At 69.3% G+C, this 23,694-nt stretch carries 24 protein-coding genes and 1 pseudogene; 6 read left to right on the forward strand and 19 right to left on the reverse strand.

Annotated features, from left to right (window positions below; all coding sequences use genetic code 11):
* Positions 1–104 precede the first annotated feature (104 nt).
* The 3 genes and pseudogenes from ACQP1O_RS29465 to ACQP1O_RS29475 all read right to left on the reverse strand — a co-directional run.
* Positions 105–287 (reverse strand): annotated as a pseudogene (locus tag ACQP1O_RS29465) (alpha/beta hydrolase); the annotation flags it as partial.
* Positions 288–293: 6 nt separating this feature from the next.
* The gene (locus tag ACQP1O_RS29470; protein WP_433561692.1) at positions 294–416 is read right to left on the reverse strand and encodes a hypothetical protein; all 123 of its coding nucleotides are present in this window, start codon (positions 414–416) and stop codon (positions 294–296) included.
* A complete protein-coding gene (locus ACQP1O_RS29475) occupies positions 413–646 on the reverse strand; it encodes a hypothetical protein (RefSeq protein ID WP_433561693.1) in 234 nt (77 codons plus the stop codon). The genes ACQP1O_RS29470 and ACQP1O_RS29475 overlap by 4 nt, the downstream gene beginning before the upstream one ends.
* A 150-nt stretch (positions 647–796) precedes the next feature.
* Here ACQP1O_RS29475 and ACQP1O_RS29480 point away from each other — a divergent pair, with 150 nt between their 5' ends.
* Positions 797–2,101, forward strand: coding sequence for an MFS transporter (locus ACQP1O_RS29480; protein WP_433561694.1), 1,305 nt, complete (start codon positions 797–799; stop codon positions 2,099–2,101).
* Between the two features lie 173 nt (positions 2,102–2,274).
* Entirely contained in the window at positions 2,275–3,327 is a 1,053-nt protein-coding gene (trpS, locus tag ACQP1O_RS29485; protein ID WP_433561695.1) for a tryptophan--tRNA ligase, read from the forward strand.
* On the opposite strand, the gene ACQP1O_RS29490 is transcribed toward trpS, so the two are convergent.
* The 4 genes from ACQP1O_RS29490 to ACQP1O_RS29505 form a co-directional block, all read right to left on the reverse strand.
* A complete protein-coding gene (locus tag ACQP1O_RS29490) occupies positions 3,324–4,535 on the reverse strand; it encodes a serine hydrolase domain-containing protein (protein WP_433561696.1) in 1,212 nt (403 codons plus the stop codon). The genes trpS and ACQP1O_RS29490 overlap by 4 nt on opposite strands.
* A gap of 78 nt (positions 4,536–4,613) precedes the next feature.
* On the reverse strand, positions 4,614–6,995 hold the full coding sequence (locus ACQP1O_RS29495; RefSeq protein ID WP_433561697.1) for an ATP-binding cassette domain-containing protein: 2,382 nt from the start codon (positions 6,993–6,995) through the stop codon (positions 4,614–4,616).
* Between the two features lie 46 nt (positions 6,996–7,041).
* Positions 7,042–7,455 (reverse strand): VOC family protein, encoded by a 414-nt coding sequence (locus tag ACQP1O_RS29500; protein ID WP_433561698.1) that lies wholly within the window; start codon positions 7,453–7,455, stop codon positions 7,042–7,044.
* 5 nt (positions 7,456–7,460) lie between these two features.
* Positions 7,461–7,910, reverse strand: coding sequence for a helix-turn-helix transcriptional regulator (locus tag ACQP1O_RS29505; RefSeq protein ID WP_357000421.1), 450 nt, complete (start codon positions 7,908–7,910; stop codon positions 7,461–7,463).
* A 199-nt stretch (positions 7,911–8,109) separates the two neighbouring features.
* Between ACQP1O_RS29505 and ACQP1O_RS29510 the strand changes: the two genes are divergently transcribed.
* Positions 8,110–9,129: an alpha/beta hydrolase gene (locus ACQP1O_RS29510; RefSeq protein WP_433561699.1), complete on the forward strand. Its 1,020-nt coding sequence runs from the start codon at positions 8,110–8,112 to the stop codon at positions 9,127–9,129.
* Positions 9,130–9,192: 63 nt separating this feature from the next.
* Here ACQP1O_RS29510 and ACQP1O_RS29515 read toward each other — a convergent pair whose 3' ends face one another.
* The 9 genes from ACQP1O_RS29515 to ACQP1O_RS29555 all read right to left on the reverse strand — a co-directional run bounded on the left by ACQP1O_RS29515 (position 9,193) and on the right by ACQP1O_RS29555 (position 18,508).
* The gene (locus ACQP1O_RS29515) at positions 9,193–10,092 is read right to left on the reverse strand and encodes a GNAT family N-acetyltransferase (protein ID WP_433561700.1); all 900 of its coding nucleotides are present in this window, start codon (positions 10,090–10,092) and stop codon (positions 9,193–9,195) included.
* A gap of 59 nt (positions 10,093–10,151) precedes the next feature.
* Positions 10,152–11,261, reverse strand: a complete 1,110-nt coding sequence (locus tag ACQP1O_RS29520; RefSeq protein WP_433561701.1) for a PrsW family intramembrane metalloprotease — start codon at positions 11,259–11,261, stop codon at positions 10,152–10,154.
* Between the two features lie 70 nt (positions 11,262–11,331).
* On the reverse strand, positions 11,332–11,901 hold the full coding sequence (locus tag ACQP1O_RS29525; RefSeq protein ID WP_433561702.1) for a hypothetical protein: 570 nt from the start codon (positions 11,899–11,901) through the stop codon (positions 11,332–11,334).
* Positions 11,902–12,077: 176 nt separating this feature from the next.
* The gene (locus ACQP1O_RS29530) at positions 12,078–13,154 is read right to left on the reverse strand and encodes a polyprenyl synthetase family protein (protein ID WP_433561703.1); all 1,077 of its coding nucleotides are present in this window, start codon (positions 13,152–13,154) and stop codon (positions 12,078–12,080) included.
* The gene (locus ACQP1O_RS29535) at positions 13,151–13,450 is read right to left on the reverse strand and encodes a flavodoxin-dependent (E)-4-hydroxy-3-methylbut-2-enyl-diphosphate synthase (protein ID WP_433561704.1); all 300 of its coding nucleotides are present in this window, start codon (positions 13,448–13,450) and stop codon (positions 13,151–13,153) included. The genes ACQP1O_RS29530 and ACQP1O_RS29535 overlap by 4 nt, the downstream gene beginning before the upstream one ends.
* Positions 13,447–14,439: a 4-hydroxy-3-methylbut-2-enyl diphosphate reductase gene (ispH, locus tag ACQP1O_RS29540; RefSeq protein WP_433561705.1), complete on the reverse strand. Its 993-nt coding sequence runs from the start codon at positions 14,437–14,439 to the stop codon at positions 13,447–13,449. The genes ACQP1O_RS29535 and ispH overlap by 4 nt, the downstream gene beginning before the upstream one ends.
* A gap of 13 nt (positions 14,440–14,452) precedes the next feature.
* Positions 14,453–15,478, reverse strand: a complete 1,026-nt coding sequence (locus ACQP1O_RS29545) for a polyprenyl synthetase family protein (protein ID WP_433561706.1) — start codon at positions 15,476–15,478, stop codon at positions 14,453–14,455.
* A gap of 505 nt (positions 15,479–15,983) precedes the next feature.
* The gene (locus ACQP1O_RS29550) at positions 15,984–17,066 is read right to left on the reverse strand and encodes a polyprenyl synthetase family protein (protein WP_433561707.1); all 1,083 of its coding nucleotides are present in this window, start codon (positions 17,064–17,066) and stop codon (positions 15,984–15,986) included.
* A gap of 593 nt (positions 17,067–17,659) precedes the next feature.
* Entirely contained in the window at positions 17,660–18,508 is an 849-nt protein-coding gene (locus ACQP1O_RS29555; protein WP_433561708.1) for a lysophospholipid acyltransferase family protein, read from the reverse strand.
* 396 nt (positions 18,509–18,904) lie between these two features.
* On the opposite strand from ACQP1O_RS29555, the gene ACQP1O_RS29560 reads away from it, so the two are divergent.
* Complete coding sequence (locus tag ACQP1O_RS29560) at positions 18,905–19,072, forward strand: hypothetical protein (RefSeq protein ID WP_433561709.1); 168 nt, start codon at positions 18,905–18,907, stop codon at positions 19,070–19,072.
* 143 nt (positions 19,073–19,215) lie between these two features.
* Here the strand turns inward: ACQP1O_RS29560 and ACQP1O_RS29565 are convergent, their stop codons facing one another.
* Both ACQP1O_RS29565 and ACQP1O_RS29570 read right to left on the reverse strand, forming a co-directional pair.
* On the reverse strand, positions 19,216–19,983 hold the full coding sequence (locus tag ACQP1O_RS29565) for an ABC transporter permease (protein ID WP_433561710.1): 768 nt from the start codon (positions 19,981–19,983) through the stop codon (positions 19,216–19,218).
* Complete coding sequence (locus tag ACQP1O_RS29570) at positions 19,983–20,933, reverse strand: ATP-binding cassette domain-containing protein (RefSeq protein WP_433561711.1); 951 nt, start codon at positions 20,931–20,933, stop codon at positions 19,983–19,985. The genes ACQP1O_RS29565 and ACQP1O_RS29570 overlap by 1 nt, the downstream gene beginning before the upstream one ends.
* A gap of 104 nt (positions 20,934–21,037) precedes the next feature.
* On the opposite strand from ACQP1O_RS29570, the gene ACQP1O_RS29575 reads away from it, so the two are divergent.
* Together ACQP1O_RS29575 and ACQP1O_RS29580 are read left to right on the forward strand one after the other, a co-directional pair.
* Positions 21,038–21,769, forward strand: a complete 732-nt coding sequence (locus tag ACQP1O_RS29575; RefSeq protein ID WP_433561712.1) for a TetR/AcrR family transcriptional regulator — start codon at positions 21,038–21,040, stop codon at positions 21,767–21,769.
* 214 nt (positions 21,770–21,983) lie between these two features.
* A complete protein-coding gene (locus ACQP1O_RS29580) occupies positions 21,984–22,265 on the forward strand; it encodes a hypothetical protein (protein WP_433561713.1) in 282 nt (93 codons plus the stop codon).
* On the opposite strand, the gene ACQP1O_RS29585 is transcribed toward ACQP1O_RS29580, so the two are convergent.
* Entirely contained in the window at positions 22,231–23,601 is a 1,371-nt protein-coding gene (locus tag ACQP1O_RS29585) for an MFS transporter (protein ID WP_433561714.1), read from the reverse strand. The two genes, ACQP1O_RS29580 and ACQP1O_RS29585, sit on opposite strands and share 35 nt — an antisense overlap.
* Between the last annotated feature and the right edge of the window lie 93 nt (positions 23,602–23,694).

Below are 23,694 nucleotides of genomic sequence, written 5' to 3' on the forward strand. Positions count from 1 at the left end.
TCAATTAGCTTTGCTAACATTTCCACCATGGGACGCCAGGAGGGGAAAGTCAAGAACTCCGCGGCGCACCCCACGTCCAGGATGCGCCGCGAATCCGCAGCGTGCTACCGGTAGCCCAGATCGGTCACCGCGGCATCGATCAGGTCGGCGACGGCGACCGGCTGCGAGGCCAGCGAGGCGTGGCTCGAGGGTAGCTCGACGGTCCGGCGCGGGCCCATCCGCTCGGCCATGCGGCGCTCGTTGTCCGGGTCGATCATGCGGTCCTGGGTGGAGACCTGGTACCAGGAGGCGGATCAGACCAGTGCGTCGTCGGCGGGGCCGGGTTCGGCGGCGGGCCGGTCGGTGCGGAGCAGCAGGCCGCAGCCGACGGCGGCCACCGCCATGACGATCGCGCCGAGGATCGCCATGGTGTTCATGCCCGAGGTGAAGGCGGCGCGGGAAGCCGAGAGGATGGCGTCCCCGCCGGGCAGGCCGGCACTGACACCGACAGCGCCGCCGAGGGTTTCGCGGTGACCAGGGTCATCACCACCACCAGTCCCGCGCCCAGCAGGGCGGCGGCCAGCAGCACCAGCGCCAACGAGTCCACACCGACCAGCGCCATCACCACGGAACCCGAAGCGGCAATGAGGAATCCTGCCGCCGCCAACCGTCAGCATCGCCGAATCCGCTGGCAGGGCCCTGGTATCGGATTGCCAGTGGACTGACAGCGCGCCCGGTCAGCATGACGGGCCGAACTCCCGTGCCCCGATGGGTCACACTCGAACGGCACGTACACGACGATCCGCCCCGAGGAACCATGCAGAATCTTCCCGCTGACGCCGTGCGCGTCGAAACCCCCGCGCGCTACCGGATCTCGAACTCCGCCGCGTTCTGGCTGCTGTCGATCGCGCTGGGGCTCCTGCTGTTCGCGTCGGCTGCCCCGTCGCCGATGTATCCGGTGTATCAGCAGATGTGGCACTACTCGTCGCTGGTGTCGACGGGTGTGTATGCCGCGAATGCCATTGCGCTGCTGGTGACTCTGCTGTTCGCGGGCTCGCTGTCCGACCACATCGGGCGGCGGCCGGTGCTGATCGCGGCGGTGCTGGTGGAGCTGGCCGGGACGCTGGCCTTCGCCGAAGCGCAGTCGGTGGCTTGGCTTTTCACCGCCCGCATCGTGCAGGGCATCGCGACCGGACTGGCCACGGGCGCGATCACGGCGACGCTCATCGATCTGCAGCCCGCGGAATCGCGGCTGGGCGCTCTCATGACGAATGTGGCGGCCGGCGGCGGGCTCGCGGTGGGCGCGATCAGTTCCGGGCTGCTGGTGGCCTACGCGCCCGCGCCCACCCGGCTGGTGTACTGGCTGCTGGCGGTGGCGTTCACCATCATCGTGATCGGCGTGCTGCTGATTCCGGAGACGGTGGCGCCCGACGGGCGGGGACTGGCCTCGCTGAAGCCCAAAGTGTCGGTGCCGCAAGAGGTCCGGGCGGCCTTTCTGACCCTGGTGCCGTCGATCGCGGCCACGTGGGCGCTGGGCGGGCTCTATCTGGCGCTGGGCGGCGCGCTCATGAAGGTGCACTTCCAGGTCGGCACACCGCTGGCCGGTGGCCTGGTGGTGGTCGCGTTGCAGGGCACCTCGGCGGTCACCGCACTGCTGGCGCGCGACTGGACCATCGACCAGGCGCTGCTGCGCGGGCCGATCCTGCTCATGTCCGGGGTCTCGCTGGCGCTGCTGGGCGCGGCGACGGAGTCGGTATGGCTGTTCTTCGCGGCCAGTGTGGTGGCCGGGGTCGGTTTCGGGCCGTCGTTCTCGGGTGCACTGCGCATGCTGACCGGTCTGTCACCGGCCGAGACGCGGGCGGAGGTGGTGACCGCGATCTATGTAGTGTCCTACCTGTCGCTCAGTGTGCCCGCGGTCATCGCGGGGCTGTGCGTGCAGCGGTTCGGCCTGGCCGCCACGACCTACGGTTACGGCCTGATCGTGATCGCGATGGAGGCGCTCGCCCTGGCCGGGTCGCTGCGCCACCGCAGTCCGCACACCGCACTGGCCGGGCATCTGTGCCCGGCGCCGTGCCCGGGCTCGGTCGCCCCCATGCCGCGGGTGGTGTCGGCGCACCCCTGACCGGCGATCACGGCCGCGGCTTGTTAAGGTGGGCAGGTGATTCCCACTCGGCAGGCATGGCGCTGGCTGCACTAGCAGCCCGATGAACCATGACCACGGGCTGTACGCGGCCCGTGATTCCCGACCGGAACACCCAACTCGTGCAGCCCTCCATGAACTTTCAGGAGTTGTACGTGACTACCCCTTCGGATTCCTTCGCCGCCTCCCGCGAGCGCAGCGACGAGCTGGCCGCCGAAGTGGCCGCGCATCCCGACCGCTTCCGCGTCCTCACCGGTGAACGGCCCACGGGCAGACTGCATCTGGGCCACTACTTCGGCACCGTCCGAGAACGGGTGCGGTTGCAGGAACTGGGCGTGGACCTGTGGGTGATCGTGGCCGACTATCAGGTCATCACCGACCGCGACAGTCTCGGCCAGGTCCGCGAGAACGTCTACAGCGCGGTGCTGGACTACGCCGCCGCCGGAATCGACATGAGCCGGGCGACCGTGTTCACCCATTCCTCGGTGCCGGCCCTCAATCAGCTCATGCTGCCGTTCCTGAGTCTGGTCACGGAGTCGGAGCTGCACCGCAATCCGACGGTGAAGGCGGAGCTGGCCGCCTCGGAGCGGGCGCTGAGCGGGCTGCTGCTCACCTATCCGGTGCATCAGGCCGCCGACATCCTGTTCTGCAAGGGCAATCTGGTGCCGGTGGGCAAGGACCAGTTGCCGCACCTGGAGGTCACCCGGGTCATCGCCCGGCGGTTCAACGAGCGCTACGGCCGGGTGTTCCCGGAACCGCAGGCGCTGCTCACCTCGACCCCGGAGATCCCGGGCCTGGACGGCCGCAAGATGTCCAAGAGCTACGGCAATGCCATCTCGCTGTCCATGACCGCGGATGAGACCGCGGCGCTCATCCGCCGCACCGCAACCGATTCCGACCGGCGCATCACCTTCGATCCCGACGCCCGGCCCGGCGTCTCGGCGCTGCTCACCACGGCCGCACTGTGCCTGGGCACCGACGAGCAGACGCTGGCGGACAAGCTCGGCGACGGCGGCGGCGCGGCGCTGAAGAAGCTGGCCACCGATGCCGTGAACGACTTCTTCGCGGGTCACCGGGCCCGGCGCGCCGAGCTGGCCGCCGACCCGGATTTCGCGAGCGGCATTGTGCGCGAGGGCAATCGGCGCGCCAACGAGATCGCCGAACGCACCCTGGACGAGGTGCGCTCGGCGATGGGGACGGTGTACTAGTCCGCCAGGGCTCCGTAGACCGCGGTCAGGAAGTCGTCGCCGAGCGGGCTGCGCCACTCGGCGGCGATGATGATGTTGGCGGACTGCACGAAGAGCAGTGTCACCAGATCCTTTTCGGGGTCCGCGTACCAGGCGGTGCCCAGGCCGCCCGGCCAGGACAGGGTGCCGACGCCGGGGATGCCGGTGCCGGGTTCGGTCTGCATCTTCACGCCGTAGCCGAACCCCTGATCGGCCCAGATGGCCTGGCCCAGCGGCGGATTGAAGGGGGCGGCCGCATGCTGTTCGGGGGTGAGGTGGTCCCGGCTCAGCGCGGCAACAGTTTCGGCCGACAGGATCCGGACCCTACCCAGCTCACCGCCATTGAGCAGCATGCGGGCAAAGCGCGCGTAATCGTCCACGGTGGACACCAGGCCCGCACCGCCGGAGGGGAACAGCGGCGGCTCCCCCCACGCGGTGGTGGCGGGCCGATCGAGTTCGGTGTGGTCGGGGCCGTACAGCACGGAGAGGCGGTCGCGCTCCGATTCGGGCACCGTGAATCCGGTGTCCGCCATGCCCAGTGGCGTCAGGACCCGTTCGCGCAGTACGGTTTCCAGCGGCTGCCCGGTCACCCGGCTGATCAGGATGCCGAGGATGTCGGAGGCGGTGTGATAGCGCCACAGCGTGCCGGGCTGCGCGATGAGCGGCAGCTCGCCGACCCGGCGCAGCCACTCGTCCGGTGTGAGACGTTCGGCGTTCGCGACGCCGATGGCGCTCGCGATGGGATCGGCAGTGAGCGCGAACAATTGCGGTGCGAGGCTGGAGCGGCCCCAGCCCAGGCCCAGCCGGTAGGTGAGCAGATCCTCCACCGTGATCGGGCGCTCGGCGGGCACCACGTCATCGGGCGAGCCGTCCGGGTCGCGCATGACGGTGCGGCCGGTCAGTTCCGGCAGCCAGGCGTCCACCGGATCCGACAGCGCGATGCGGCCCTCGTCCACCAGGGTCAGCGCCGCCACCGCGGTGATCGGCTTGGTCATGGAGGCGATCCGGAAGAGGGTGTCGCGCCGCATCGGCTGCCCGGCCGCCCGATCCCGCCGGCCCACCGTGTCCACCTGCACCAGCTCGCCGTGCCGGTAGATCGCGGCCACCGCGCCGGCCACCTCGTCCCGCTCGACGTACCCGTCGAGTACCTCGCTCACCTTCTTCAGCCCCTCGGCCGAAAACCCGTTCACCGCAATCGCTCCCTTCCGTCGGCAGCCGAGATCAACCGCCGACGGCCGCCGATATTCCCGGCGGGGTTCGGGTAGTTCTCAGGCACCCACGTAGGCGGCGAGGTGCTGACCGGTCAGCGTGGAGCGGGCGGCCACCAGATCGGCGGGGGTGCCCTCGAAGACGATCCGGCCGCCGTCGTGACCCGCGCCCGGACCCAGATCGACGATCCAGTCGGCGTGCGCCATGACGGCCTGGTGATGCTCGATGACAATGACCGATTTGCCGGAATCCACGAGGCGGTCCAGCAATCCGAGCAGATTCTCGACATCGGCCAGATGCAGACCGGTGGTCGGCTCGTCGAGCACGTACACGCCGCCCTTGTCCCCCATGTGGGTGGCCAGCTTCAGCCGCTGCCGCTCACCGCCGGACAGCGTGGTCAGCGGCTGCCCCAGGCTCAGGTAGCCGAGGCCGACATCGTCGAGGTGCTGCAGGATCTTGTGCGCGGCAGGGATTTTCGCCTCCCCGTCCGCGAAGAACCCGAGGGCCTCGCTGATCGGCATGGCCAGTACCTCGCTGATGTCCCTCCCGCCGAGCTTGTATTCGAGCACCGCCGCCTGGAAACGCTTGCCCTCGCACTCCTCACAGACCGTGGCCACGCCGGCCATCATGGCCAGGTCGGTGTAGATCACGCCCGCGCCGTTGCAGGTCGGGCACGCGCCCTCCGAATTCGCGCTGAACAGAGCGGGTTTCATGCCATTGGCCCTGGCGAACGCCTTGCGGATCGGCTCGAGCAGGCCGGTGTAGGTGGCCGGATTACTGCGCCGCGAACCCTTGATCGCGCCCTGATCGACGGACACCACACCCTCACCGGCCGGAATCGACCCGTGCACCAGCGAGCTCTTGCCCGAGCCCGCGACGCCGGTGATGACCACCAGCACGCCCAGCGGGATGTCGACATCCACCTTCTGCAGGTTGTTGGCGGTCGCGCCGCGGATCTCCAACGCCGCCTTGGACTTCCGGACCGAGTCCTTGAGCGCGGCCCGGTCGTCGAAGTGGCGGCCGGTGATGGTGCCGCTGCTGCGCAGCCCGTCGACGGTGCCCTCGAAGCAGATCTCGCCGCCGCCCGAACCCGCGGCGGGGCCGATGTCCACGATGTGGTCGGCAATGATGATGGTCTCCGGCTTGTGCTCGACCACCAGCACGGTATTGCCCTTGTCCCGCAACCGCAGCAGCAGATCGTTCATGCGCTGGATGTCGTGCGGGTGCAGGCCGACGGTCGGCTCGTCGAAGACATAGGTGACATCGGTGAGCGCCGAACCCAGATGCCGAATCATCTTGACGCGCTGCGCCTCGCCGCCCGACAGCGTGCCCGAGGCGCGGTTCAGGCTCAGATAGCCCAGCCCGATCTCGACGAACGAGTCCAGCACCTGCTGTAGCGATTCCAGCAGCGGCGCGACCGACGGCTCGTTCAGCTCGCGCACCCAGTCGGCCAGATCGCTGATCTGCATGGCGCAGGCGTCGGCGATGCTGATCTCGCGGATCTTCGAGGACCGGGCCAACTCGCTGAGCCGGGTGCCGTCGCAGTCGGGGCAGATCTGGAAGGTGACCGCACGCTCGACGAACGCGCGCACGTGCGGCTGCAGCGAGTCGATGTCCTTGGACAGCATGGACTTTCGGATCTTGGGGATCAGGCCCTCGTAGGTCAGGTTGATGCCCTCGACCTTGATCTTGGTCGGTTCCCGGTAGAGCAGGTCGGCGAGCTCGCGCTTGTTGTACTTCTTGATCGGCTTGTCCGGGTCGAAGTAGCCGCTGCCGATGAAGATCCGCCCGTACCAGCCGTCCATGCTGTAGCCGGGAATGGTGAACGGGCCCTCGTTGAGCGACTTGCTGTCGTCGTAGAGCTGGGTCAGATCGATGTCGTTGACCGCGCCGCGCCCCTCACAGCGCGGGCACATGCCGCCGGTCACCGAGAAGCTGCGCCGCTCCCTGACCTGCTTACCGCCCTTCTCCACGGTCACCGCGCCCGCACCGCTGATGGAAGCGACATTGAACGAGAACGCCTGCGGCGAGCCGATATGCGGCTTCCCGAGGCGGCTGAACAGGATGCGCAGCATGGCATTGGCGTCGGTGGCGGTGCCGACGGTGGAGCGCGGATCCCCGCCCATGCGTTGCTGATCCACGCTGATGGCGGTGGTCAGGCCCTCGAGCACGTCCACCTCCGGACGGGCCAGCGTCGGCATGAAGCCCTGTACGAAGGCGCTGTAGGTCTCGTTGATCAGCCGCTGGGATTCGGCCGCGATGGTGTCGAAGACCAGCGAGCTCTTGCCCGAACCGGATACGCCCGTGAACACCGTGAGCCGGCGCTTGGGCAGATCGACGGAGACGTCCTTGAGGTTGTTCACCCGCGCGCCGACCACCCGGATCAGGTCGTGGGCGTCGGCGGCGGGCAGGGCGGACTGCGGGGACTTGCTCGGGGCCATGCGTGTCTCCATCTGTGCGGGCGTACCGGTGGGGCGGAAGAGCGCGTCAGGAAACCTGCTGGATACGAACCAGATTGCCCGCGGGGTCGCGCACGGCGAAGTCACGCACGCCGTAGGGCTGATCGGTCGGCTCCTGAACGATCTCGACCGCGTCGCTGGCCTGCAGCTTCTCGAAGGCGCTGTCGACGTCCGCGGAGGCCAGCAGGAGGCCGCCGTAGGTGCCCTTGGCCATCATCTCCACGATGACCTTGCGCTCGTCCTCGGTGATGCCCGGATCCACGGCCGGCGGGTGCAGCACGATGGAGGTCCCGGGCTGATCGACCGGGCCGACCGTGAGCCAGCGCAGCCCGTTGTAGCCGACGTCCTTGCGGAGTTCGAAGCCGAGCGCGTCGCGGTAGAAGGCCAGCGCGGCATCGGCGTCATTGTGCGGGAGGAAGCTCGCTGAAATGGTGATATCCATGGCGATCAGGCTAGTTGCGGGGCGCTTGCCTGGGCTTCTCGATTCCTGATCGGTCGGGTCACCTGCTTCTCGACGCAGGAGGGCATGCCCTCGGGGGCATCGGCCATCTGCTGTTTGTACACGCTGGGCGGCACCCCGACCAGCTCGGTGAAGCGGGTGCTGAAGGTGCCCAGCGAGGAGCAGCCGACCGCGAAGCAGATCTCGGTGACGCTCAGGTCCCCGCGCCGCAGCAATGCCATGGCCCGTTCGATGCGCCGCGTCATCAGGTAGGCGTACACCGATTCGCCGTAGGCGGCCCGGAACTGCCGGCTCAGATGCCCGGCGGAGATGTGCGCGTCGCGGGCGAGGGCCTCGACGTCCAGCGGCTGCGCGTACTCGCGGTCGATGCGGTCCCGCACGCGCCGCAGCCGCGCCAGATCGCGCAGACGCTGTTCCTCGTCGGGTTTTCCGGTCACCTCTCGATGGTCGCACGCTGGGCGAATACTGTCGCGACGGCGTACCCGGCGATTTGGGGCTACCCTGCAAACGTTTTGTCAGGTAACAGTTTTGCCTTGACACAAGACATAGCGTGTCGGGGGAACCGGATCGGCCGGGGCCCCGGCACGGATCGACGATGAGGCCGAGCGTGGCCCGAGGACTGGAATCAGCTGTTCGATGAAGCTCTCTGCACTACGTAATAGGACCGCCCTGCGGACCGCCGCCGTCGCGCTCACCGCCGCGTTGTCGGTGGCCCTGGCCACCGGCGCCGGCTCGGCCGACCCGGACAAGCCGTCGGCCATCAGCTCCATCCAGAAGGATGGACGGACCTGGCATCTGAAGGTCTACTCCGCGGCCATGGGCCAGGACATCCCCGTGGACGTGCAGCGTCCGGCCGACGAGTCGCAGGCCGCGCCGAACCTGTACATGCTCAACGGCCTCGACGGCGGCCTGGGCACCGCCAGCTGGAACGCCCAGACCAATGCCCTCGGCTTCCTGGCCGACAAGCAGGTCAATGTGATCCAGCCGATCGGTGGCCGCGGCAGCTACTACACCGACTGGATCAAGGACGACCCGCAGCTCGGGCGCAACAAGTGGACGACGTTCTTCACCCAGGAACTGCCGCCGCTGCTCGATGCCGCGCTCGGCTCCACCGGCCTCAATGCCCTGGCCGGCCTGTCGACCTCCGGCACCTCGGTGCTGCAGCTGGCCGAGGCCCAGCCGGGTCTGTGGAAGTCCGTGGCCGCCTACAGCGGGTGCGCGCAGATCGCCGACCCGATGGGCAAGCAGTTCCTCAAGTTCGCCGTGGAGACCTGGGCGGGCGGCAAGACCGAGAACATGTACGGTCCCGACAACAGCCCGCTGTGGACCGCCAACGACCCGGTCATCAATGCCGAGAAGCTGCGCGGCACCCAGCTCTACATCTCCAGCGGCAGCGGCATCCCGCTGATGAAGGACGTCGAGTACTACACCAAGTCCGCTCCCGGCCCGCAGGGTGACATCAATCTGGCACTGGGCATGATCATCGAGGGTGGCGTCAACGCCTGCACCCACAACCTCAAGGACAAGCTGGACTCGATCAATATCCCGGCGACCTACCAGTTCGACCCGGTGGGCACCCACTACTGGCCGTACTGGGAGACCGCCCTGCACGACTCGTGGCCGCTGCTGGCCTCGGGTATGGGCCTTCCCGCCTGAGTCGGAGTTCGCGAGCGCCGCATGCCGTCGATCGGCATGCGGCGCTGCTGTTTTCCGGGGTTGCTAGCGCTGGTCCGGGTTCGCCACCGGGGCGGCGGGGTCGGGGACGCTCATCGGTGAACGGGCGATGCGGCCGCCCAGCCGTTCGTTGACCGTGAAGCCGTGGTGGCGGCACCAGGCGGCGAGGATGGGAACCGCGGAATCGTCGTCGCGGAAGGTCGGCACCAGCTGGCCGACGATGTAGAGGTGGTGGGCGTCGGCGGCGCGGCACAGGTGCTGCAGGACCGCGGTGCCCAGGCCGGTCCCGCGCAGTTCCGGATTCACCGTGATGTTGTCGAGCTTGATGGTGTCGGCGTAGATGTCGAACACCACCTCGACCAGCGAGTCGGTGCGGCGCAGGGATGCGATGTCGAAGGGCACCGGTCTCAGCACGCCGGGCAGGTGGTCGGACAGCCGTTGCCGTGCCGCCTCGTCGGGGGCGGTCCGCATGACGGCCAGCACCTCCTCGGTGAGGTCGGCGACCACGGCGCGGTCGCCGACCGCGGCCATGGGCCGGGCCTCCTCGGTCGCGCGGGCCAGGGCGGGCAGGCGGCGGGCCCAGTGCGGAGCGTCGTCGCCATAGCGCAGGGTCAGGTCGGCGAGGGTGTCCTCGAGGCAGAAGGGCGTGCCGAGGCTGCGCACGAAGGCGCCCGACAGCACGCCCCAGCGGTGGTCCTCGGCGCCGACGCCGTGCACGGCCAGCTCGCGGACCAGGGCGTCGCGGCGGGCGGTGGCGCGGGCGACCGGGGAGCCGGGCAGCTGCTGCAGCCAGCGTTGCCAGCCGGTCAGATTGGCGCGAATGCGGGTGGTGGCGATATCAGCGCTCGCGTCGAGATAGTTGCACAGCGCTTGCTGTCTGCGCTCCAGCAGCTCCTTCGCCCGCTCTCGCCCCGGCTCGATGGGCGGCGTCCGACCCTCACTCATACTGACTCACGCTAGCGTCCAGTTGACTATGCACTGGTCACCGGCACGCAGAAACCGCCCTACCAGCCGTAACGCGCACCCGTGCCATCGGGGATATCGCCCGGCCCGGGCCTGTACCCCTGATGCAGCGGAGTTTGCTGGGACGCAACCAAATCCAGATCCGTGACCTGGTTCAGCAGCCCGCGCTCGTAGACCAGGGCCTGGTTGCGCGACCATCCGGTCGAATGACGCAGCGCGGCACGGGCTTTGCGGCGGCGGTGATAGGTGAGCAGGGGTGCCAGCCCGGCCTCGGTGCCGATGGCGCGGGCGGCCGGGCGAGCGATGAGCGCCCGGAACCAGCGCCGCTCGGTGGTCAGCACCCAGGCGTAGGCGAGGGCGAAGATGACCAGGTCGATGAGGATGGGCAGGTAGGTCGACAGCAGCGGCGGACCGGGCGGGCGCGGGGCGTCGAAGAGGACGTGCATGGTGACGGCCAGGCCGTAGAAAAGCGCGAAAACGCCCAGCCGCCAGGCCCACGACCGATCGGTGCGGCTGATCAGCAGCACGATGCCGACACCGGCCAGCGCCGACATGGCCCAGTGCGAGGTCAGTGCGGTGAAAAGTCGCAGCACCGCCACCAGGATCACGTCCACCACCGGATCCTGCGGGGAGGACAGCGCGGTCTGGGTGCTGTAGAGGCAGTCCTCGGCGATCTGCGCGCCCAGCCCGACCGCCGCGCCGAGCAGCAGGCCGTGCATGGGCCGGGTCAGCCGGCCCCGGAACAGCAGGGCGACCACGGCGATGCCGATGGCCTTGATGTACTCCTCGTCGATGGGCGCGGTGATGGCGGCGCTCCAATTGACGGCGAAGTGGTCGCCGAACAGGTTGGTGATGGCGCGGCTGAGGTGGTCGTTGGCCCACATGGCCAGCCCGGTCCACACCGTGGCGCCCCAGATCGCGCCCATCACCATGGGGGCGGCCAGGTGGCGGCGTGCCCGGAAGGGGTCCAGCGCGAACAGGATTCGCCCGATGACCAGCAGGGTGAGGGCGGTGACGGGCAGGGCGGCCAGAGCGGCCGCGCCCGCGAACCACACCTGCCCGGCGGCCTGCAGCACGAACAGCAGCGGCCCGGCCATCACAGCCAAGCAGTACACCCAGAACAGCAGCGAGCGCGGCTGGAACCAGCTCATGCTGCATCCTTTCCGGCCTGAGCGGAGCCCTCCATGGTTACGCTGCGCTTCCACCTCCGGGCTTGACCGCTCATGCCTCGACCGCCTTGCTCGAGTTCAGCACGTCCGCGATCATCCGGAGCCCGGCTTCCCGGGTGGATCCGGTGGCCGTGACGGTCACGCCCACGTCCCCGCTGCTGGCCACCGCACACACTCCGCCGGTGGTGTCGGGCAGCACGCAGGTGAGCCCATGGAATTCGCCGGCGTCCACCACTCCCCCGTCGAAGCGCGCGGTGACCCCGGCCGCGCGCAGCGGCAGCAGCATGCGCGGTGCGGCGGTGGCGAAGTCGGTGATGCCGTCGACCACCGACACCGACACCCGCTGGTCGCCGCTGTCGGAAGTCAGGACCGCGATGGATGCATCGCCGGTCGCCCGCCGCCGCATCTGCTCGGGCGCCAGGAAGACGATGGCGTTGGCGGGATTCGTGCCACCGTGCACGGCGCCGACCCCGGTCGCGGTGACCTCGATGCTGGTCCCCGCCGTCACCTCGGTCTCGCGGACCGGGACCGCCGACGACAGCAGGGGCGGCACCACGAGGGCGACCGCCAGCGCCCCCACCGCCCCGATCGCGGGGACTACCGAATGCACAAGGCGCACCATGCTTTCCACCCTCTCGGCTCCCTGAGGCAACGCCGGGGAGAGCGGATGCGTTCCGGACGCCCGGGTCGGGGTCCGGGCAGTCGCCCGCCCGGCGCATGCCGCGAGTTAACCACACCGGCGGGCGCGATCGCGGTCGCAGCGCCGAGCGGGCTCCGAGGGTGTGACCGGGCGCGCGGCTAGGAGGTGCGCGCGATGACGGCGTCGGCGATGCTGCGCAGCCCGGACACCGCGGCGGGCGGGAACGGGGCGTGTGCGAGGGTCCGCTGCACGAGCAGCCAGCGCTCGCGGATCATCCGTTCCACTGTGGGACGCGCTGTGGCGCTGAGGATCTCGCGACACAGGGCGGCTCCGTGCGGATCCAGCCCGGCATTGCCGACCAGGGCGTCGAGCTGGGCGCGCTGCTCGGGGCTCGCGTGTCGCAGGGCGAGCGCGAGCAGGACGGTGTGCTTGCCCTCGCGGAGGTCGTCGCTATTGGATTTCCCGGTCTGCGCCGGGTCGCCGTAGACGCCGAGCAGGTCGTCCTGGAGCTGGAACGCCTCGCCGAGCGGCCGCCCGTAGGACGAGAGCGCCCGCGCCACTTCGGGTCCGGCCCCGGCCAGAGCAGCGCCCAGTTGCAGCGGCCGTTCCACGGTGTAGGCCGCGGTCTTGTACCGGATGATCTCGAGCGCCCGATCCAGGTCGCGGGTGGGGCGGCCGGTGGTGAGCAGGTCGAGGTACTGGCCGTAGTTCACCTCGGTGCGCATGGCGTCGAGAATCGGTGCGGCAGCGGCGGTTTGGGCCGCCGAGAGGCCCGCGGCGTGCAGCAGTTCCTGCGACCACACCAGCCCGAAGTCGCCGATGAGCAGGGCGGCGTGGGTGCCGAAGCGGGCGGCGGCCGGGCGGTCGCCGCGGGCGCCCTCGGCCACGGCACGGTGCACGGTGGGCCGGTCGCGGCGGGTGGCGCTGTCGTCGATGATGTCGTCGTGGATGAGTACGGCGGCGTGGAACAGCTCGACCGCGGCAGCCACCCGGACCACGGAGTCGGGCAGCTCACCGCCGCCGCCGGCGTACCAGCCGAGTACGCAGAACAGCGGCCGGATCCGCTTGCCGCCCGCGAAGAGGAACGCGCGCACCGCGTCGACCACGTCGGCGGGCAGTCCGGCGGTGGCCGCGGATTCGGCCTTGTCGCCGAGGAATTCGTAGAGCGCGGCCTCGATCCGCACCCGCATGGCGGTGCGGTCCAGCGGGGACAGGGCGATCGCGGGGGTACTCACAGGGTGTCCTCCGATCCGGCGTTCTCGGTGAGGGCCACTGCTTCGGCGAGCAGCGCCTCGACGATCTGGTGTTCGGCCACGGTCCGCACCACGCGGCCGCGAACGAAGATGTCGCAGCCCGCGGCGGTCACCTCCGCGATCTGGCGCAGGGTGGCGTCGACATCGCGGGTGGTGGTGGTCATGGTCTGCACCGGGATCGGCGCGCCTCCGCCCACGGGGACGCGGCCGATCCGGATGCGGCGGGTGCGGCGGCGCACCGGTGGCGCCGCGGCGAGGTCCAGCCGGGTGGCGGTCATTGCCGCCTCCGTATCGCGGCGGGGGCCGCGAAGACGACGTGCTCGCGGGCGATCTCGTATTCGCGCACGGTGACCGGGCCCCACCAGCGCAGCGCGTCGATCACCGCGTCCACCAGGGCGGGCGGCGCGGAGGCTCCGGCCGAGAGCCCGATCACCCTGGTGGGCTCGATCCACGCGCCGTCGATATCGCCGCCGTCGTCGATGAGATGCGCCGCGATCCCCTGCCGCCGTGCGACCTCCACCATGCGTTGTGAGTTGGACGAGTTGGCGGAGCCGACCACCAGGAACAGGTCGCTGCGCGCGGCGACCGCCTCGACGGCGGCCTGCCGGTTGCTGCTGGCGTAGCAGATGTCCGCGCTCGCGGGGCCGTGTAATCGCGGGAAGCGTTGCCGCAGTGCGGCAATGGTGTCGCGGGTCTCCTCCACCGAGAGCGTGGTCTGGGCCAGGAAGGACACCCGGTCGGGATCGGGCACGACCAGCGCGGCCACCGCGGCCGGGCCGTCCACGATGACCGTGGACTCCGGGGCCTCCCCCGCGGTGCCCTCGACCTCCTCGTGCCCGGCGTGCCCGATGAGCACCACGGTGTCGCCGCGCGCCGCGAAACGCTGTACCTCCGAATGCACCTTGGTCACCAGGGGGCAGGTGGTGTCGACGACGGTCAGCAGGCGTTCGCGGGCATGCTCGCGCACGGCGGGCGAGACGCCGTGCGCGGAGAACACCACGGTGGACCCCACCGGCACCTCGTCCAGCTCCTCGATGAAGATCGCGCCGCGCGCGGCCAGATCCCGGACCACGTGGGTGTTGTGCACGATCTGCTTGCGCACGTACACGGGCGCGGTGCGGCCCGGCGCGGCGAGCAGCCGCTCGACCGTCACGATGGCGCGCTCCACCCCCGCACAGAACGAGCGCGGGGCGGCCAGCAGCACGGTGCGCCGGCGCTGCCTGGCAAGCCGCTCCAGTACCGGACTGGCACAGGTGTTCTCGTTCACGACCTCTCCTTTGTCACTTGTTCCGATGGTCGACGAGCTGAGCGAGGGTGCGGAGATCGCCGCACCCGGGCCGGTCCGGCAAGGCGGCCGCCGCCGCGCGCATGCGCTGCCGCGCCAGTCGTTCGGCGCCGCGCCGACCGCCCGCCTGCTCGACGAGCGTTGCGGCGCGGTCGATCTCGTCGGCCGAGGGCGGGGTGGTCGCGTCGAAGAACCGGTTCAGCACCCGCCCGGCGTCGGTGTCGGACTCCAGCGCCAGCACGATCGGCAGTGATCGTTTACGCCGGGCCAGATCCCCGGCGGGCTTGCCACTGTGCGCGGGATCGCCCCAGATACCGAGGATGTCGTCGCCGGCCTGGAACGCCACCCCGAGGTTCCGCCCGAAATACTCGAAGATGGTGACGGTTTCGGCATTCGCGCCCGCGCTCAGCGCGCCGAGAGCGCACGCGCAGCCGAGCAGCGCCCCGGTCTTGCCCATCGCCATCCGCTCCCACCCGGCGGCGGTGGCCTGAGCGGCCCCGGCGTGGCAGTCCTCGTGCTGGCCGCGGCACATCTCGGTGACCGTGGACGCGAGCCGGTCGATGGCGGCGATGGCGACAGCCGGGGGCAGCACCGCCGCAAGGACATTCACCGCCAGCGCGTGCAGGGCGTCGCCGAGCAGCACAGCATCCGCGACGCCCCAGACCTTCCAGACGGTGGGGCGGCCGTGGCGCACGGCGTCGAAGTCCATGACGTCGTCGTGGAGCAGGGTGAAATTGTGGATCAGCTCGACCGCGGCGGCCGCACCGGCAGCCTCGGCGGGGACGCCGCCGCAGGCGATGGCGGTGGAGGTGACCAGTGCGGGCCGGAGCATCTTGCCGGACGCGCCGTGGGTGGCGGCGCCGCGCTCGTCGCACCAGCCGAAGTGGTATCCGGCCATGCGCTGCATGGGTTCCGGCAGGGACAGCACCGCGTCGCGCAACACCGGTTCGAGCACGGTGCGGGCGCGAGCGAGAATCTCGGCGGAGCGGTGCACGGGGGGAACGAAAGCGGTCACGGTCATGGAGACGCTTCTTTCGGTGCGCGAGGGGAATTCGGCTCACACGGTCGGCGTAGGCGCGCCGACTCACCGAGGACGCCGGCCGGTCCTGAAGTTCGGCCGCGCGCTCGAGGACAACCACCAGATTGTGTAGCTCACCGTCGAATTCGACCTCCTGGTAAACGAGACCGGGTCCGCGCCGAATCGGTGCCGGGATGGGCGCAGGCGTACAGCAGCCGTACCCTATGCTTGTCCAGATCCTCTCCACTCCGGATCTGTTGTCCCTGTTGTAATTCCATCAACCCAAGTCCTGCACATGCCGATGGGCATGGGCATCCGAATACGGCTTCAGGTGTGCCCGGAAATGGCAGGTAGAAATCATATAGCTGAATCCACTACATGATCGACCCCGGTATGGGAATGGGAATCCGTGCGCGACAGTCGATTACGAAGCGGCGATATTCTGCGACCGATCGGGCTCCCGAAATTCGGGGCGCTGCGAGTACGCTGACGTCATCGAATTCTACCCTCAGCCGTCGATATTGGTGAGGTGTTCGGCGAGTGCGCGCAATACCTGCCGGGCCGGCGCGGGCACGTGCATATCGTCGACGGCATACAGCGCGTGCTCGCGACGCAGCGCGATCATCTGCTCGACCTCCTCGCGCGCACCCACCTCGGTCATGATGTCCCGGCACAGCGTGGCCCCGCGTGCATCCAGGCCCGGATTGCCCAGTAGCGCACGCAATTCCACCGCGGTGGCGCCCACCGCCCGGCCCAGCGCGGAGGCGACCAACGCGGTGTGCCGGCCGTCGCGCAGATCCTCGAGCCGGGAATCCGTGCCCGCCCGGTCGCCGAAGACCCGGTGCAGATCCTCGGTCAGATGCACGGCCTCCCCCAGCGCTCGGGCGTAAACCGACAGTGCCGCCTGGGTATTCTCGTCGGCCCCGGCCAGGCGGGCGCCCAGCTGCAGCGGCCGTTCGCAGGTGTAGCCGACGGTCTTGTAGCGCACGATCTCCAGGGCGCGTTCCAGGTCGGCGACCGGATCACCGGCCGCGCGCACATCCAGGTACTGCCCATAGATGACCTCCATGCGCATGGCCGACATGACCGCGCTGGCGGCCGTGCGCTGACGGGCACTCAGATGCGCCGAGAACAGCAGCTCGTCCGACCAGACCAGGGCCAGATCACCGAGCAGGACCGCGGCCTGCCGGCCGAACCGCTCCCGATCCGGCTTGTGCGCGAAGCGGGCCGCCATGGCGCAGGACATGGTGGGGAAACCGCGCCGGGTGAGCCGGCGTTCGATGACATCGCGGTGGATGAGCACCGCGGCGTGTTGCAGCTCCAGCGCCGCGGCCACCCGCACGATGGCCATGGGCAGCCGGTCGCTGCCGCCGGCGGCGAACCAGCCGAGCACGCACAGCAGCGGGCGAATCCGCTTGCCGCCGCAGCAGACGAACGAGTGCAGGGCATCCACCAGGTCGGTCGGTAGTCGCTCGCGGTCCGATACCCGCGCCTTCTCGGACAGGAAACCCTCGAGGACGGCGTCCACCCGGTCACGCACCCCGCCCAGGTCGTGGGGAACGGTCCATTCGGCGCACACGGGCTCGGCCATGTCGACACACCTCTCCTGGCATCGGATTTCGATCGCGGGACGGCCGGCCGGTCTCAGTGGCGCGCCTTCAGTTCGCGGTGGTCGCGCTGGGAGTCGCGAATGGCGTGATACCGGGTGGCCACAGCGGTGGCTGCGGCTGCCCCGAGCACCCGGCCTCGACACGAGCAGCCCATGCTTCGCCGTGAACAGCCTCGGGCCGCAGGCCGCCGCGTACCCCCGGAATACCACCGAAACCTGTAACCCCGACCATGTTCCGACTACTCCCTGCGCGCAATTGATCCACGCGATGTCGCCGTGAGCTCTGAGGTCAATCCGTCTGGTCGAAAATGATGTACGCCAATGCGTTTCAGCGCTCCACCAGGAGCGTGCAGACCCAATCCCGTTAGTCTTCAGCCAATGAGCGAAACATGATCTGAACCGAGAAAAGTGTAATACGCGCCATCGCCGACGGTAAAGCGTTACCGCTCAGCATCGTCGCCGACACACCCGGACGCGGGACGCGAATGCCGGGTGCGACGTCGAGATTCGCACCCGGCACCCGCCGCTGGCTCGTACGACGAAATCCGCTGTCCCCCTGTAGCAGAGCGGTCCGGCTACAGCAGATCGGCCAGGCCCTTCAGCGGCCCGGGCAGTCCGGCCACGTGCTTCTTGATCCCGGCGGCCACCGGGTTCGGCGTCTCGGCGCGCAGCCGGTCCAGCTCGGTCTGCATGGTCCGGACGGACCGGGTGTAGTACTCGTCGACCAGGTCGGTGTCCTCCGGATCGCCCGGCTCGACCGACCAGTCCAGTGCGGGCAGGAAGCTGACGGTCACCGAGGCGGGCAGCGGCAGCTGCGGCAGAATCGGCGCGACGCCGAACGGCAGGCCGAGGGTGTACGGAAACACCTTGGCGCGCACCAGCTTGTCGAGCTGCAGCAGCCGTGCGGTGCGCTCACCGCGGCTGAGCACGAAGATGGAGTCGTGGCCGCCATTGGCGACCGCGGGGATCACCGGGACACCCATTTCGAGGGCGAGCCGCACGAAGCCCTTGCGCTCGGCGAAGTCGATCTTGCCCCGATCGGTCCACGGGCGGCACGCCTCCCAGTCGCCGCCGGGGTACACCATCACCGCGCCGCCGTCCTTGAGTCCCTTGGCCGCCGACTCGCGCGAAGCCGCGATGACGCCGAACTGGCGCAGGCTGTCGCCGAGAATCGGTGCGCGCAAAAGGATGTCGTGCGCGACGCCGTAGCTGGGCTCGTCCGGGCGGCGTTCCAGCATGGCCATGAAGGTGATCCACACCTCGGGGGCCCAGTAGATGGACGAGTGGTTGCCGATGACCAGGGCCGGGCCGGACGCGGGCAGATTCTCCAGCCCGGTGACCGTCGGGGTGAAGTAGTCGGTGTAGGCCCGCGCCAGGGGCAGCAGCGGGTGGTTCGGGTCGGGAATTACCTTGGTTTCGGTCATGAGCCATTCCTGTCGGTTGTCATGCCGGGGACGGGCGGCACGCAACGACGCCCCACGTCGTCGAACAACGTCGAGCCGAATTGAATTGCCCCCGGGTCACATCCCCATTGATAGCTCCGACGGCCGCGCATGCGCGGTCCGGTTCAGCGTACGGACGTCGCTGCGTTGCGACAGATGCCCGTCACCGTCCTCCTGCCCCACCGACGTTATCAAACCCAAGCGTTTGCTTGGTAGAGAGTGTGCGAATACCAACATTCATCCGATTCAGGACGAAATCCTTACGCGGCGGTGCTTGCCCGGCAGCGCGATCGGATCGACCATGGCGGGAGTGCCCCGGACGCGATCTTCACAGCGAGGCCGATTCGGGTCACGGCGATTCGGAAGGATGTGCCGATCATGGTGACGATAGCTGGCCCGGCCGGCCACCTTGGGGCGGTCCTGCTGGCCACGGGCTCGGTGCCGGACCAGGTGCCGGACTACAGCCGCACCGAGATCTGGATCGGCTCGGCCATCCTGCTGCTCACCCTGGTGGCGGTGCTGGTCGCGGTGCTGCGGCGGCGCTAGGCGACGCGCGCGATACCGGGTGCCCAGCAGACAAAGGCAGGGCACCGCGGTCCTCGGTGCCCTGCCTTTTTTCCGTTCCATCAGTCTGGAATCAGACATACGGAACTTTCATGCCAAGATGCGCATATCGGCGTATACGTATCTCAGTGCGCCTGCCGACGACGGAACAACGCGCCCGCGCCCAGATAACCGACCAGGGCGATGCCCGCACACCAGGCCAGCGCGGTCGGCGCGGAGTCCCCCACCGGGGTATCCATGAGCAGCCCGCGCACCGTCTCGGCGATCGCGGTGACCGGCTGATGCTGGGCGAAGCCGCGCAGCCAGCTCGGCAGCGTGTGGGTCGGCACGAACGCGCTGCTGACGTACGGCAGGAACATGAAGATGAACATGAAGCCGTTGGCCGCTTCGGGATTGGAGGCCAGCAGGCCCAGAGCGGCGGCCACCCAGGACAGCGCCAGCACGAAGCACGCCAGCATGCCGGCCACCGCGAGCCAGCGCAGCGGATCCGCGGTCGGCCGGAAGCCGAGCGCCACGGCCACCAGCACCACCACCCCGGTGGTGAGCAGATTGCGCAGCACGCTCTCCAGCACGTGCCCGGTCAGGACCGCACTGCGGGAGACCGCCATGGCCCGGAACCGGTCCACGATGCCACTGTGCAGGTCGGTGGCCACCGCCACGGCGGTGGCGCCCGAGCCGAAACCCGCGCACAGCAGCAGGATTCCGGGCACCACGTAGTCGATGTAGGAGCCGCCGACATTCATCGCGCCGCCGAAGACGTAGACGAACATCAGCAGGATGGTCACCGGCACCGCGATGGTCATGATCATGGTGTCCGGGCTGCGCAGGGTGTGGCGCAGATTGCGGCCGACCATGGCGGCGGAGTCCTGGACCGAGTGTCCGAGAGTGCTCATCACGCAGCGCCTTTCACGGTGGCGCCGGTCAGCGCGAAGAAGACATCGTCGAGATCCGGTGTGTGGATGGCCAATTCGCCGATGGCCACGGCATGGTCGTCGAGATGGTCGAGCAGCTTGCGGATATCGCCGACGCTGCCGTCCGAGGGCACCCGCAGCGCCAGCTCCTCGGTATCCGGTTCGGCCCCGGGCAGGGCCCGCGCGGCCGCCGCCAGGCCGTGCTCGTCGGCGAAGCCGAGTCGCAGGTGGCCGCCCGGCGCCAGCCGTTTCAGCTCCGCCGCGCTGCCCTCGGCGACAATGCGCCCGGCGTCGAGAACCGCTATGCGGTCGGCCAATTGGTCGGCCTCCTCCAGGTACTGGGTGGTGAGGAAGATGGTCACGCCGTCGGCGACCAGGCCCCGGATCACCCGCCACAGCTCGCGGCGGCTGCGCGGATCCAGGCCGGTGGTGGGCTCGTCGAGGAACACGATGCGCGGCCGCCCCATCAGGCTCATGGCGATGTCGAGGCGGCGGCGCATACCGCCGGAATAGGAGCCGGCGCGCTTGCCGGCGGCATCGGCAAGATCGAACTGCTCCAGCAATCGCGCTGTGCGCCTGCCGGTTTCGCCGGAACCCAGATGCAGCAACCGCCCCATGAGGCGCAGATTCTCGGCGCCGGTGAGGATCTCGTCCACCGCCGCGAACTGCCCGGTGACACCGATGGCCGCGCGCACCGCGTCCGGCTCGCGCACCGGATCGTGGCCACCCACGCGCACCTGCCCCCCATCGGGCCGGTTCAGCGTGGTGAGGATGCGCACCACGGTGGTCTTGCCCGCGCCGTTCGGGCCGAGCAGGGCGAACACCGTACCGGCAGGCACGGTCACGTCGATGCCGCGCAGCACGGGCTGATCACCGAAGGATTTGGTGAGCCCGGTGACCGCGATGGCGGGTTCGGGTCTGAATGTGGTCATGGAGAGACTCCGTTCGAAAACTGTATATGACATACACTCTGTTTATAGGCTACACAGTTTCCGGGATGGCGCAAGATGGAGGCGGAACGACGACAGGAGGTCAGATGAAGGGGCCCGACGAACGAGTCCTGCCCAAGGCGGTGAAGCTGCTGTGGGATCTGGACGATGCGGGCAGCCGCGGACCCAAGCGCGGGCTGAGCCTCGATCAGATCCTGGACACCGCGGTGCGGGTCGCCGACGCCGAAGGCTATGCCGCGCTGTCCATGGCCCGGGTCGCCAAGGAGCTCGGGTTCACCACGATGTCGCTCTACCGGTACGTCGACAGCAAGGACACCCTCGTCGAGCTCCTGCACGATCGCATCTTCGACGTGACCCCGGACCTGCCGGCCGACGGCTGGCGCGCCGGGCTGGAGGCCTGGGCCTGGGCCGAATTCCATGCCATCCGCGCCCACGACTGGTGGCTGGACATCCCCATGACCTCGCCCCCGCTGGGCCCGAACAATATGGCCTGGCTCGAGGCGGGCATGCGCGTGCTATCCGGTCTCGACCTCCCCGAACCGCTGAAACTGCAGCTGCTGGTGAACCTTTCGATCTATGTCATCGGCCGCACCCGCTTCCTGCGCGACACCATCGAGCAGGACAAGCAGGACCAGGACTTCACCGCCATCCTGACCACCGTGCTCGACCCCGGGCGCTTCCCGATCGTCAGTGCCGCCCTCGCCAACCGCGCCTTCGACACCGACGACATGCACTGGGAAGAAGCCGATTTCAGCTTCGCCCTGGATCGGCTGCTGGACGGTTACCAGGTCTTCATCGACAGTCACACCGGAGCCTGATTCCGGTCACCGCCGGATTGCGCTGGGCGGGAACGGCATAGGCCCGTGTCAACCGTGCGTAAACATCGTGCAAATGGACCCGCCACCACTTGACCGGCCCCGCACCGAACCCGACCATGGCCCCATGAGGCCCGCACGGCCGGTGCGGGCGGCTCGCGTTACGACGCGATGAGAGATAGACGCATCGTCGTCCAGCTGCGAGGAGGTGAGGGGCATGGCCGTTGTCGCGTGGGCGCGTTCCACCACAGCCCTCCCCACGCTGGCGGCCGGAGCCATGGTTCTCGTCCTGGCCGGGCTGACCACTGCTTTCGTCTACCTTGCGGTGCCCGCCGTGGCCGGTCCGGCGGAGCGCGCGCCCGCGCCGACCGAGGTCCACACCGATCCCCCCGCGGTGCTGCCGGTGTGCACCGAGGTCACCGAGGACAGCCCGAATCCGGCGTGCGCGGACACCGATACCGACATCAGTTCCGATCCCGCGCCGGCCGACCAGCCGTGACCAGCGAGACCAGCAGCAGCGCCGCGAGCACGAAAAGCGCTGCCACACAGGCCACCAGGCCGGCCCAGCCGCCCGCCGCATAGGCGATCCCGGCCGCGCTGCCGACCACCGCGCTGCCCAGGTAGTACGCGAACATGTAGAGAGACGATGCCGCGCCGCGATTCTCGGCCAGCGTGCCCACCCAGGCGCTGGCCGTGGTGTGCGCGGCGAAGAACCCGGTGGTGAACAGCAGGATGCCGATCAGCACCGTGGTCAGGTGATCGGGGATGGTGATCAGCGCACCGAGGGCCATCAATGCCACCGCGGCGGTGAGGACCCGCGCATGGCCGCGACGATCGGCGAGCCTGCCGGTGTACGCCGAGGCGACCGTCCCGGCGAGGTACAGCGCGAACACCGATCCGGCCAGGGCCGCGGGCAATTCGAAGGGGCGATGGGTCAGGCGGTAGCCCAGGAAGTTGTAGACCGACACGAAGCTGCCCATCAGCAGGAAGGCCAGACCGAAGAGCGCGATCAGGCCGCGATGCCGCAACTGCGCCGTGAGATCGCCGACCATGGTGCCGAAACCGGCCGGGCGCGCGGCGAATCCGCGCGAGGGCGGCAGGGTGAGCGCGAACCACACCGTGGCCGCCGCGGCGGCCACCGTGACCGCCAGCTCCGCCCAGCGCCACGAGGTCAGCCCGAGGGCGAGCGAGGGAATCAACCGGCCCGCCAATCCGCCGATGGTGGTCCCGGCGATGTAGACGCCCATGGCCGCGCCGAGTCCGGCCGTCCCGATCTCCTCGGCCAGATACGCCATGGCCACCGCGGGCACGCCCGCCAGTGCGACGCCCTGCACGGCCCGAACCGCCAGCAGGGTGTCGAGGGTCGGGCACAGCGGCAACAGCAGACCGAGCGCCGAGGCCGTCACCGCCGAACCGATCATCACCCTGGTGCGGCCGATCCGCGCCGACAGCGCACCCGCCGGAATGATGGCCAGCGCAAGAAAACCCGTGGTCAGTGAGACGGCCAGGGCCGCGTGTGCGGGCGGGACCGCGAAGGCGGCCGACAGGCTCGGCAGCAGCGACTGGGTGGAGTACATGGCCGCGAACGTGGTCAGCCCGGCTGCGAAAAGGGCTGCGGTGACCCGCTTCTCGTGTGCGTGCCTCGGCCGGCCGGGCTCGGCGGTACTGGCCGGCCTCCGCACGGAGGTGCCGATCGGCTCGGGCGTGGCCGTGCTGGTCGGCCCCGGCGCTGCCGTACTGATCGATTGTGGTGTCGCCGTAGTGATCGGTCCCGGCATCGCCGTACCGGTCGGCTCTGACACGGCGGTGCTGGTGGTCCCTTGCACGGTAGTCATCGGATCCTCTCGGTACGGGGTGCGGGATCCAGGGTGCGACGCTGGCACTTAGAACGGAAATGCATGATTATGGGAGTGCTCATGCTCTGCCGA

It is taken from the genome of Nocardia sp. CA-151230, assembly GCF_050942175.1.
GTDB lineage: Bacteria > Actinomycetota > Actinomycetes > Mycobacteriales > Mycobacteriaceae > Nocardia.